7 protein-coding genes are annotated in these 12,521 nt (G+C 33.6%); 1 reads left to right on the top strand and 6 read right to left on the bottom strand.

Going from position 1 to position 12,521, the window contains the following annotated elements:
* Positions 1–72: 72 nt before the first annotated feature.
* From B0A57_RS11555 to gcvH, 4 genes are all read right to left on the bottom strand, one after another.
* Complete coding sequence (locus tag B0A57_RS11555; RefSeq protein ID WP_052079136.1) at positions 73–2,187, bottom strand: gliding motility protein RemB; 2,115 nt, start codon at positions 2,185–2,187, stop codon at positions 73–75.
* Positions 2,188–2,197: 10 nt separating this feature from the next.
* Positions 2,198–2,941, bottom strand: a complete 744-nt coding sequence (gene deoC / locus B0A57_RS11550; RefSeq protein WP_074460255.1) for a deoxyribose-phosphate aldolase — start codon at positions 2,939–2,941, stop codon at positions 2,198–2,200.
* Positions 2,942–3,012: 71 nt separating this feature from the next.
* Positions 3,013–3,318 carry a VanZ family protein gene (locus B0A57_RS11545; protein WP_080731708.1) on the bottom strand — a complete coding sequence of 102 codons (306 nt, stop codon included), beginning with the start codon at positions 3,316–3,318 and terminating at the stop codon, positions 3,013–3,015.
* A gap of 73 nt (positions 3,319–3,391) precedes the next feature.
* Positions 3,392–3,772, bottom strand: a complete 381-nt coding sequence (gene gcvH / locus B0A57_RS11540) for a glycine cleavage system protein GcvH (RefSeq protein WP_011964219.1) — start codon at positions 3,770–3,772, stop codon at positions 3,392–3,394.
* A gap of 726 nt (positions 3,773–4,498) precedes the next feature.
* On the opposite strand from gcvH, the gene B0A57_RS11535 reads away from it, so the two are divergent.
* Complete coding sequence (locus B0A57_RS11535; RefSeq protein ID WP_038466690.1) at positions 4,499–4,753, top strand: hypothetical protein; 255 nt, start codon at positions 4,499–4,501, stop codon at positions 4,751–4,753.
* A gap of 1 nt (position 4,754) precedes the next feature.
* Here B0A57_RS11535 and B0A57_RS11530 read toward each other — a convergent pair whose 3' ends face one another.
* Positions 4,755–4,970, bottom strand: coding sequence for a hypothetical protein (locus B0A57_RS11530; RefSeq protein ID WP_038466687.1), 216 nt, complete (start codon positions 4,968–4,970; stop codon positions 4,755–4,757).
* Positions 4,971–5,281: 311 nt separating this feature from the next.
* Positions 5,282–12,520 (bottom strand): T9SS outer membrane translocon Sov/SprA, encoded by a 7,239-nt coding sequence (sov, locus tag B0A57_RS11525; RefSeq protein ID WP_052079105.1) that lies wholly within the window; start codon positions 12,518–12,520, stop codon positions 5,282–5,284.
* Between the last annotated feature and the right edge of the window lies 1 nt (position 12,521).

The raw sequence follows: 12,521 nt of genomic DNA, 5'->3' as shown, positions 1-12,521 counted from the left end.
AGCTAAATTGGTATAAAACAGACTATACCATTTTATCTGTGAAAATAAAAGACACAAACATTAATTTATTTTCTAATAATCCAAGTACCAGTTAAACACATCGGCACGCAATCCTATAGAAAACCAGCTTGTGCTTTCTTTGAAATTTGTAGTCGTATTTACTTGTGGCGAAAAATTTCTGTAAATTAAATTCCCAAAAAGCTTCAAATTTGTAGTTGGATTTAACAAATATCCCGCTTGCACATCGGCAATAAAAACATTAGTCTTATCACCCTGCCCTATTACAACTCCTTTATCATAAGCTCTATTATCACCATAATCTTTGTAAATATTAGCACCATAATTTAAAGCATCGGTTGCAGTATCAAAATCTAAACCACGAATTCCTATGCTTAATTTTGCATCGGCAAATAGCCTATTTTTATGAAAACGGGCAATTGCTGTTAGTTCCTTAAAATTAGAACCCCAATTATGCCCCATACTCTGGTTGTTATGACCGTAATTTGTAATGGCTTTACTATGTGCATAAACATAAGGGCGTACCTGATTATATTCTGCTTGTAAGTATAAATTTTTTATACCAAAAGCGTTAAAATATTTAGCGCCCAATTGGTACCCGTATTTATTCTTCCAGCTTTTTTCTCCCGATTTTACCTCACCAAGCGAGAATTCGTCGAGTAAAAACTGTCCGTATAAGTTAATATTGTTATTCCATTTATATTTAGATGTTAAGCCCAAAACTGCATTTCCACTTCTAGCGGAAGAAGTAAACTCGACTGTACGATAAAAAATAATTGGGTTTACAAAGTTAAGATCAAAACCACGATTATTGTCATTTGTCCAGATTACCGACTCAAAAAAACCAATATTTAATCTCTTTGAAGCATTCCAACTCAAATAATGATTTGCCATATATTTTGTAGCATACGTTCTGTCTAGCGTTACATCTTTACGAACATCTTTAAGCCACATATAAGTATTTGTATATTTAATTTTCCAGAATGTGGTGTTTATTTTAACATACGGATATGGGCTAGCGCCATCACCCTCTAGTAAAGAACGGTAACCATCTCCTATAAAATTTCGCCCATAACCCAATTGCAAATTAAGATGTTTACTAGGCGTATAGGCAATATTTGCATCGGCAGAAGGAAAATCATATTTTGTAGTTTTAAAATCTTTTGCAATACCAATTCCTGGAATAATGGCTGGATCTCCTCCATTTGGTCTCAATGAGTTTGCATATCTGTTATAATAATCAGCAAAAACGCCTTGGCTTTCATAAATGGTTGTGGCAAAACTAAGTTGCTCTCCCAATGCACCTTGTATTTGCAAACCACGTGTGTTTACATAAGTATATTTTTGGGTACTTGGATTATTTTTCCCCATTCTCAAATCGAAAATAGGATTTAGAGTAAACCAATAATCTTCCCCTTGTATAGATACTAAGTTTTCGTTAAATATTTTTCGTCCCCACCAGCCTTCTTTATTTATTTTGATTGCATTATACGCAGCATAAAAATCATGATATTTTACTACTTCAGAGTAAGTGTAGGGTTTTGAAGCTGTGTGGCTATTGGTACCCACTTGGTTCATTTCGCCATCAAAATTAGTGTATAAATTGTGAGAAAAAGGAATATTAAGGTGACTTTTAAATTGTGGGTTTTTAAATGCTGCATAATTTAATGTAACCGATTCGAATTCTGGATTTTCTATGTTTGAAATCAAAGAAGAATTTAAAATTTTATTTTCTTGAAATAATTTCTCTTGGGCAATTTGGGTGGTACTTTGCAACGGAATTGCAATTGTAAAAGTGTATTTTGCATAAGTTGGTTTTCCGTTATAAGTGGGTGGCGTAATTTTTGGCAAAGCCGAAAAAACTCTTTTTGTTTCGGTTATTAGTTCCGAATACATTGCATCTGCATATAACACTTTGAATGTTCCTGTACTATCTACCTCAAACAACGTAATAATTTTTCCTTTAAAATTATTTTGTTTTACCACGGCTGGTAATTGAAAATTATGATACACAAAATCTTGCAATTGGTTATTGAAACAAGTTACCAATTCCTGATTCATTGCATTTGAACATGCAGGAAAAACAGGGAATTTCTCTTGGTTACTCACTTGCGAAAATAAATTTTGTGCTAAGAAAAAAGTTGCAATTAGTAAAAGGTACTTTTTCATTTTATGATTTTTAATAATTTTCAGCGCTAACATTTCCATCTGCAATAGTTTTAGCAGCAGAAGTTCCTATTCTTTTTACACCCAATCTTAGCATTACCAATGCTTCATCTAGCGTTCTCACACCGCCAGCGGCTTTTACAGGAAGCGGATATGAGTTTTCTAACATTAAAATAATGGTTTCAATTGTTGCTCCGTTTGGCAAATTATTTGGTGTTTTATAAAACCCTGTCGATGATTTTACAAAAACATGAGCAAAATTATCTTCTTTAAAATTGGTGATAATTGTGTTTTTTATTAAAACCGAAACCTGAATAATTTGATGGTTTGTAAGTGCAGCGACTTCTATAATAAATTTTACTGCCTTTTTATGTGACAGTCCTAATTGTGTACAAGCAATAATCTCTGCTTTTATTAGCGCCACTTCTCCTCTTTTGAAGGCTTCGTAGTTAATCACAAAATCAAGCTCGTCAGCCTGATTATTTATAGCTTCTTGTGCTTCTTCAATTTTTATTTCTAGACTAGAATTGCCTTCAGGAAAATCGATAACTGTTCCTATTAGTACTTTAGAATTGGCTTCATCTATCATTTTTTTAGCCATTTGTACTTTGTCAGGACGAACCATAACCAACTTAAACTCCTCGCTAATGGCTTCATTAATAAAATTTTCGACCACTTTTGTGTTTTCAATTTCAGATAAATTGGCTTGCGATGCAGTTTTTAGGTATGTAGAATCTAGATATTGCTTAATATTCATAATGTGAATTGACGAATTAAAGGTATAAAAATAGAAAAATCCCATCGAAATGGGATATTTTCTTTAATTTTTTATTTATCGAATACTTCCGATTTTTTATTCTTTTGAAATATTCTTGTGGCTACAAAAATTCCCGCTAAAGTACCTGCACTGTTAGCCAGAACGTCTAAAATATCTGCTTGGCGGGTTGTGGTAAAATATTTTTGGGCAAACTCGATAGCAATTCCGAAGGTTATCGAGATAAGCACTAAAACTATTTTATTACTTAGCAATACTTTTTCTTTAAATACTAAATACCTATACCACAAAATAACAAAACCTAAATAGAACGTAAAATGAACTATTTTATCTGCATTTGAAAAAGTGATTTTTGGCATATTTGTAACACTTCTTAAACTTAGATAAAGAATAAGGAATGTCCAAAAAAAAGCAATCCAAATAGAATTTTTATTAGGCGCCAATAAGGTTTTTATAGTCATCACTAGAAAGTAAATTTTCTATTTCAGATGGATTAGAAATTCTCACCTTAATCATCCAAGCTTTTCCGTAAGGATCTGCATTTACAACTTCTGGGGTTACCTCTAATGATTCATTAAATTCGATTATTTCGCCAGAAAGTGGTAAAAACAAATCAGATACTGTTTTTACAGCTTCTACCGTTCCAAAAACTTCGTCTTGTGCTAATGTTTGATCTAATGTTTCTACTTCAACATATACAATATCTCCCAATTCCTTTTGAGCAAAATCGGTAATTCCTATTGTAGCAATGTCGCCATCAATACTTATCCATTCGTGGTCTTTTGTGTACTTTAAGTTAGCTGGTATGTTCATTTTACTATTTAGTTTTAATTTAAAACAAATGTAAAATTATTACTGTAATAATCTTATTTTTTTTTAAATAATTAATTTGCTATTTGGGTTTAATTCGATTTTTTTTATTTTTTCAACTGCATAGACTCTAAATTTAATTAATACGTTTCGCTTTACAAAAGTAAGATATTGCTTTATGACTAATAATTGCCCCATCTAATACTGCTTTAATTTTAAAAATTTGAGCCCTAAAAAACACTTTAACCAGCTAATAAAATTAGCGTGAAGTTTAATTTTTAATTTTTAGTATTATATATTAAAAAACTCACAGACAGTACTAAAAATGGGATAATATAATAAATACTTTCTCTTACTTTTCTCTAAACTCTTGCTAGATATTAATTTCTATTTCACTCATTTGTCGTGTTTTTTTTTTAGGTTATCTTGACACTAACATTCCTGCTCATAGGCAGTTTTGGACTAAATTAAGCTCATTTTCCAAATCTTCCAAATCTTCCAAATACAAAACCAATTTCAAATTAAGCCTAATACCTATTTTTGCGATTACTGTCAACGTTCCCACGCTTGTACTTGCTGTGGACTTCGTAACCTTTCAATTTTCTGCTTTGCATAATTATGATGCGAGACGGTAATTCCGCTAAAACCACAGTAAGTACAAACGTGTGTTGGCAAATCGGTTTCGCTTTTCCACCGATATAAAGTGAAAAGCAATTTAAATTATTTATCATGTTAAATCAACAAAAATTAAATCTAAAAGACAAAAACGGTACTGATTTACCAAATGACTGTATTATTTACGGGTCCTTAATCGGTCAAACCAAAAAGCATTATTTCAATTTAGGTCGTTGTAAAAATGATTTATCTAATGAAATGATAGCATGTACTTATGGCTATGTTCACAATGTCGAGCAAAAAGACTTAGTAAATTTTGAATTTATCGGACTAACAAAAGACAATTTGCATTTATTAAAATGTGATTAGCTTAGTCAAAACTTGGTTTATTTTGCGAAATATAGGTGCTTAAACCGCTTTGTCCAATTGCTAATGATTTCATAGTGTTAACGGCAGAAATTCCAGCACTTCGATTAGAATACGTGTAATTTTTAGAGCCGTTAAATTGCACTATAATAAAATCGTTTCCGATTTCATAAGCTGTTACGCCTGATTTCTTTCCGCTTCTACTTGAGTAATTTGTCATAATTATGAATTATTAATGTTAAAAAATATTTTATTCTTCGGTATTTCGGTTTTCTAAACTGTTTGCCAACTTTTAAATATGTGACAAAATCATTATTGGTATTAGATCGAATAGTTATGCTTTATTAATTACAGCATTTTACGCTAGGGATTGAAGTGAAAATCCCTTTTGAGGCTTTTGCTGTCTCAAAAAGGGTTTTCGCTATACTTTTGTTTTTATCGGAGTTCCGCAAACTTGGCTTGTAACGCCAAAGTAATGAGATTAAAAAATGCGCTTACTATAGTATGAATAGATTTTACACAACTGCTTGATTAGTTTCCAAAATTATATCTAATTGTAAATCCAGCTCGAATGGTTGTTAGTGGAAATGAAGTCGAAATAACTGCTTTTGAGAACGAATAATCGAAAAAGAAAAGAGTTGTTAGGTTTTTACTAAAAGAATAATCTGCCGTTAGCTTGGTCGAAATTATGTTTTGTCCTCCTGCTAATTGGTTGTTATTATAATCTAGATTTCTGACTACTGTTTTGTTATTTCTAAAAGACACATCGCATTTTATATTTACATCACTTTTTATTTCTCCTGTTGCATTGTCTGCTAATCGTGATTTTATCCTTACGTCTTTTATACGATATCCTAGTCCAATTACGTACTCGATACCTTTTAGTTCTGTGAGTAAATTGTTATCGAAACTTAATGCCATGGTTCTGTCTTTTTTCATTTCGGCAAGGATTTTTATCGAATTTTTCATTTCGAAATCTAATCTTATTAACGGACTAAATTGTTCGGTTAGATTTACATTACCTATAATATTTTTGTTTTCAAAATTACCTCCTACATCGTAAGTTCCTGGATCGGTATATTTTAAATTAGATCGGAATGAATTGATGGTATAAGCTGCTTTGTAGGCATGTTGTACAGAAAATCTTTTAAATGTATTTTTAAAAAATTTGTACCTCATTAGTCCTGTATATTTTAGGGTCCAGTTAGGAATTGGAATGTTTTTAAAAGCACCTAGTGAAACGCCAGAAGCATCACTTCCTGTATAAGCTGCTAGAAATGAAGGCAACAAAACGGCTTGGTTGTTTTTTCCGAAACCTTTTGGAAATCCGTAATTAGGATTAGAAACGTCTGTAACTCTTGGAAAATCTGAGGTTCCGTAAGAAATTTCGGCCAATCTATCTGCTACTATAAGCCTGTTTTTCCTGAAGTTATCGAACGCTACCGATCTTGTTTCGTCGCTTTCAGAAAAGGCTGTTTTTATTAAAACGGTCGAGATAGAGAAATTTCCAGAATTATAGGGCGAATGTGAATTATAAACACCTCCTACTGCATCAAACTGTTCTGAGAAATTTTCGGAAAAAGTTCTGTCGGCAATTAAATCGATTTTTAAATCTGGAAACAATTCGATATTTGCATTTCCTGCAATGTGTTTTGTTTTTACTTGTGTAAAGTTTTGATTAAATTCTGCATAATTTGTTAACCATCCGTTTTTTGCCGCTTCAAAACGCACATCATCTTGCAACCCAAATACGAAACCTAAGGTTGGCCTAGAGGAGCCCAAAAATCCTATTGATGGCAAATAACCTGGCAGCATTGTTCCGCTGGTTTCGTTATAATTTATCTGAATGTTTTTTACACTAGTAGCCAAACCTATTAATCCGTCTAGAAAAACGTTTGGTTTTATTTCTTTAACCTTCGGTTTTGCTACTAATTTTTCTCCTGGTTTTGGTACAGAAGGTGGTGCTATTGGAACTGTTTTTTTTACAAATCCTTTTCTTAATCCTATATATTTGTAAAAAGTATCCATATTAAATGCGGTGTTCAATTTATGAGAACTTGCATTTTGTATGGTGTTTCCTAAATCGTAGGTATTACCATCAGTTGCTTTAAATGATTGTAAAGCTAATGAGGCTCTTTGCCAAGAATAATCTCCTGAGTAAGTATAATCTGATTTTATAAAGGCTAGGGCTGGAATTTTGTTTATAGGCAATTCATAATTAACTGTTAACTGTTGCGAATGTTGGTTTGGTGTTCCTATATTCCAATAATCGTCCCAGATGGTAAAACTATCTATAGGATCGTTATTTTCGTCTAAATAATTTTTAACCAAATTTGCTGTGGTAGCTGTATAATTTACTCGCAAGGCTTTGGTTAAACTATAATTAAATCCATAATTATAATTGAACATATTATTTCGTTTGTACAAGGGATTAAGCGGGAGCCCTTGCACATCTATTTGTCGGTATTGTTGTTTGTTATATTGTCGTAAAATAGTAGAACTAAAGTTGATGCTCGTAGGCAAATAATTAAAATTGAAATCACTTAGCATTTTCCAATAGCTACTTTTCTTTAAAAATTTTGTGTTTTTTAATGGCTCTACCGCCTTAGATTGAAACGTATAAGCATAATCTGCCGAAGTTCTTACCTGCTGGTCTAACAATCCTTCTACTTCAAAATCGTGGTGTTCGGTTTGGTTAAATGAATAGGAAACAGTTAGATTTTCTGGATCATATATATGCTGTTTTTGTTCTGCAGCTCGGTCTTTTCTTACCCCAATAAAGTTGATGCTTTTTCTTTTTGTAAAATTAAGTGCACGGTTTTTAAATTCAGCCTTATCTGCTGGATCTGTTGTTACATCTAGCAATTGTTTTAGCTTAATATCTTGATTAAAAGGATCATATTCTGGTGTGATTATTTCTTCGCCTATGCCATAATTAAAAGGTAAGTTTATACCCCATTTTTTAGGTAATAATTTACCTAAATTCATATTGGTAACAATATTAAATTGTTGTGCATCCTCTCTACTACGTTTGTTCGGACTTTGTTCTAACGAGCCAAAACCTATGGTACTCATTCTTCCTGTTGCAGAAAGCGTCATAAAATCGGCAAAATTAGTATCTAAACTTGCAATAGCAGCCATACCGCCTTTGTTATCGGTTTCGGCAAGACGAAGCTCGTTAAACCAAACTTCTCCACGATTGTATGTGTTTGCTAGTGTTGAAGGATTTTTTACACCTACCATTAGTGTTCTTACGTAACCAAAATTAGGATTTCCTTTTATACCTACTCGCATTCCTGCTTTTGCTGAGGGATCTAATATGTTTGCCTCTTGAAAGAAGATACCATTGGCATCTACGGGTTGTGTCCCTTTTATATTTAAAATTTTAAGTTGGGTTAGCAAAGCGGTTTGAATATCGATTTCGTTTTCGGCTGGCCAAATATCGGATGCGGATATTGCATTTTCTTGTGTAACTTTTAACGGAATTTCTATTTGATAAAAATTGTTTGTAAAGTCATTACCAAAACGAATAAAACCAACCATCTCATTATCTCGAATTGGTGTGTTTTCTCCGTTTGGAAAACCTGCTCCAGTTCTTCTTAATGACTCGGCATGCATGAACATTTTTAGTTTCTTGTACCTACGCATATCTACATCTACGGTCTTAAAAACGGCTCTAGAATCTCCTGCTTCTAATCCTTTAGATCCTGATTGTGGGTTTCCTTTATCATAAACTTTTAACGAAAGTGATTGTTCATTTTGCCTAAGGACAGAATTATTACTATATAATTGCTCCCGCTCTACCCCTGGAGGCGACACGTATTTTATAGGAGATCTGCTGCTGTTTTCTTGAATGTTTACAGCAGTAACATCGAAACCTGTTGGGTCGTCTGTTGGGTCTGTATCGCTAGTTTGGAGTGTATTGTTATATCTTCTCCATTCTCCACGAACCAAATCTAATGAGCCTAAACGAACCGTAACTTTGTCTGAAAAACCTGACATAAACATACGCATGAAACGTATCGATTTAAAATCTGATATTCCGCCTTCTATATTTGCCGCTGTTGCTTCGAGAATTGGTATTTTAAACTGTACCCATCTGGCATCTGTTGTGTTACCGTTTGCAAGTAGCACTTGTGTTGTTCTCACATCAGAAACATATTTATCACCAAGTACTAAATTTGGTTTAATGTCTATTGCAAATTTATAATAGGCATTAATAGTATTCATGGTGTTGTCTCTATTAATATCTTCTACATCGGGAGTGGTTGTAGATCCTCTATTGGTATCGGAAACATTTATTGGCGAATTTCCTTCTAATCCGTTGTACTTTTTATATCTATCGGTAATAGAACCTGAAGCATTTAAGAAATATTGATAATTATCTTGTGCGGGATCTGGCCCTGCAAAGCTTGGATATTTTTGATTTTCTTCAGCATCTGATAATCCGTTAAGTCCTACATCTTGCTGACTTCTGTTTGCTTCATTTGTATCGAAAGCATAAATTAAGGATTGCGATGCGGGTACTTTCCCCCAAGCAGTATTAGTTACATTTGGGTTTGATCCGCCAGCTGGCAATCCGTTTTCGTACAATTTTCGACCGTCTTTAAGGACATCTTCCGAAATTTCTCCTAGATTGAATGTTAATTTCCCTGTATTTGCAGCATTTGTATCACTTGCTGTTCCGTAATAAGGATCTAGCATCCAAAACTGAATATATTCTATATTAGCTTGTTCGAAATTTGTAGAAGAAATAGAACGCATAATTCCTCCAAAATTATTTTGAGGTGTTGGTAGTATATTGTTTACTGCAAGTGGATTAAAATTATACGGACCACGTTCGGTTGGATAATAAGTCATGTCTAATGTAGAAACTACTGTGGTTTCCCCTACTGCAATATCGGTATTTGGATACAATTCTGAATTATAAATGCGTCTGCTATTATTTCTAGAAACATCGTTATCATTTATTTCTGCTGGTCTTTGACTTGAATAAAAAGTAGGATCTATAGAATACCAAGACATTTTTGCACGCTTGTCATTATAAGATAAATTATTTTCTGCAATTTCCCCTCCAAAACCTACAGGCGAACTCGCCAAGCTCCATGCTAATGGCGACTTCATATCTATCGTAGATTGTGAGCCTTCAAAATCATCTACATATACGGTTGCTTCCCCCTGAAACTGATCTATTTTAGATGTTCCTGGTTTTAAGAAAGCTACCTCACCTCTAAAGGATAAATTAGAAGGAACATCAGTATCTATATTTGGTAATTTATTAACTAACCTTGTAAAGAATGGGACTTCCGTCGAAAAATTAGCATTAGCACCAAAAATACTGTTATTTACAGATTCTTGACCATAGTTTGATTTTTGTGTAAACGGTCTTTCGGTCATTTTTAGGAATGTTGCTCCTATTTGAAATTTGTCTGAAAACTTATGCTCTACATTAACCCCCATAAATCTTCGGGTTTGCTGCCCGAAAACGGCATTATTTTCGACCGAAACGCTAATAGGTACTCCTGAAGCTTGCAACGATGGGTCTAAAATTTGCACACGTCCCGCCTGATAATTAACACTATAATCTATTCCTTCTTGCAAGACTCTTCCTCCTGCTGTTACCACTACCGAACCACGAGGCACATTTGCAGCGCCTAAAGAAATTCCTTCGCCTCCGCTAGATTTGTATTTCCCCTTAAGCTGGAATTTATTTTTATCGGTTTCTTGTAAAGCTTGTGTTTGTGTTTTACGGTACAAACCAGAAAAAACGTATTTTTTTTGATTGGCATTATAGGTATTTACATCGGCATAATCTTCTAGCGAACCTGTATTCTTTAATTTTTTAAAAAGAAGTTCTCCAAAAGGTTCTTTGGTTGTAAAAATAATTCGTCCGTTTTGCGCATCAACGGTAAGTCCTGGTAAAAAATCGAAAAAACCGTCTCCTTTTTTCTGCGGATCGTTACTAGAATCTAATTTATCCATATTAAAAACTCGCAACAACGGTGCTAGAGAGACTTCGTTTTCAGGCAACGGATTTGCAGGAAATGAGGTACCTCCTATTTCTGAAATATAATTTAGTGGTGATGGGTCTGTGTATAAAATATTGAATTTAAAATCTTTAGGATCCAACTGATAAGCACCTGGTATTTGATAAATATTTTTCATCATCAAGTTCCAAGCTGGTTTTGCCACACTAGCTAAATTTCCTTTTAGCATTTTAAGAATTAAACTTTGAGTAAGCGGCACGCCAGCTGCATTTACGCTTGTTGCGCTTACACCATCGGTAGCAAACTCCCCTACTTGATATAGTTTGTCTCCAATTGTATATTGGTATGCTACAGCAAGAACCTCATCGTTAGACAATCTTTGGTTTAGCGATAGGTATCCCAATTGGGTATTGAAAGTATATTCGTTTGAGTTTAACTTTCTTGCATTTTCTAATTTAGCATAATCTGTACCTTCAGAAACTGTTACACCAGTAAATCCGGCTGAAGCAGTTGCTATTTCTCTAATTCCAGAATTTAACAAACCTGTTGTACCTATCAGAGCAGGATCAAACAAGTTATTTTTATTACTTGTTGGGGTATTAAATGGCGTAAAAACAAAGAAATTTGGTATTGCCTGTGCGTAAACCCCTACCGTTTGTGCTGTAATATCTGTAAAACTGCTGTTTTGCAGAGGTCCTTCTCCTAAATCTTGCAGGGCAATTATATTTCTTAAGTTATTCCCGTCTGGAGAAGTATTTACTCGGTTTTGCCTATTGGTTATCCAGACTTCCATTCTAGTAATTTGCACTCTAGAATCGACCACTGGATAATTTTTTAGTGCCTCATCATACCTATTTCTAAAATATTGTGACAAGAAAAAGTGTCTGTCGGCATCATAATCTATTCCAAAAAGATTAAATTCTGAAATGGCACCTCCTCCTTCAGAAACAACGGTTTTTGTTTGAGATTTTTGTTCGGAAAAAATCCCTGTAACTGTTGTTTTTCCGAATTTAAACTGTGCTTTTACCCCAAACAAACTTTGTGCACCACGAATTAGGGTACTATTTAGTGGCATACTTACGTTACCCACTTCAATTTTCTGAAGAATATCATCTTCTGTTGGCGTGTATTCTAATTTTATTAAATTTTGAAAGGCAAATGTAGATTGTGTGTCATAATTTGCGCTTACTTTTAGCCTTGTTCCTACTTTTCCTAACAAACTCAAACTAATTCGTTGGTCGAAATCGAATGTGGTACTTTGTCTATTTCTTGGCGAAAATGAGGGGTTATCTTGTTTAGAATAGCGCATCCCCAGATCGACTTCTACAGTTCCTGTTGGTTTTACATCGATGGTATTGCTTCCAAAAATAGTTTCAAATAAACCTGATCTTATATAATATCGTGGCAATAAATTCTTTTGAGTATCTTTACTTGCTGTTTTTTTTCCATCAATTGCATCAGATTTTTTCTGAAAATAATCTCGCATGGCTTCTCTCGAGATTAATTCTTGATACTCTTTTGGCGTTAAAACAATGGGATAGTTTATATTAAAACCCTCAAATGTTTTGGTGTAAATATACCTATCGGTAATAGGGTCATAGGTATAAGCTTCTAGAATACTATTGGGATTGGGCAGTTTTAAGCTACCTATATTATATCCTTTTACAGTATCTTTGGGTTCAGGATTTACTTGTGCATGCACAGTAATTGAAAAGAAAAAAAGCAGTATAAAAATACTGTTTTTAACAGCTATATTCGACTTATATAAACTAAATTGTCTCAAC

The sequence above is a fragment of the Flavobacterium psychrophilum DSM 3660 = ATCC 49418 genome (assembly GCF_002217405.1).
GTDB classification, from domain to species: domain Bacteria; phylum Bacteroidota; class Bacteroidia; order Flavobacteriales; family Flavobacteriaceae; genus Flavobacterium; species Flavobacterium psychrophilum.
The sequence above is the reverse complement of the archived record's forward strand: the minus strand, read 5'-3'. Positions and strand labels throughout refer to the sequence as shown.

Coding starts and splice junctions, on each gene's coding strand:
- B0A57_RS11555 (WP_052079136.1), bottom strand. CDS start 2,187: ATGAAAAAGTACCTTTTACTAATTGCAACTTTTTTCTTAGCACAAAAT.
- deoC (WP_074460255.1), bottom strand. CDS start 2,941: ATGAATATTAAGCAATATCTAGATTCTACATACCTAAAAACTGCATCG.
- B0A57_RS11545 (WP_080731708.1), bottom strand. CDS start 3,318: ATGCCAAAAATCACTTTTTCAAATGCAGATAAAATAGTTCATTTTACG.
- gcvH (WP_011964219.1), bottom strand. CDS start 3,772: ATGAACATACCAGCTAACTTAAAGTACACAAAAGACCACGAATGGATA.
- B0A57_RS11535 (WP_038466690.1), top strand. CDS start 4,499: ATGTTAAATCAACAAAAATTAAATCTAAAAGACAAAAACGGTACTGAT.
- B0A57_RS11530 (WP_038466687.1), bottom strand. CDS start 4,970: ATGACAAATTACTCAAGTAGAAGCGGAAAGAAATCAGGCGTAACAGCT.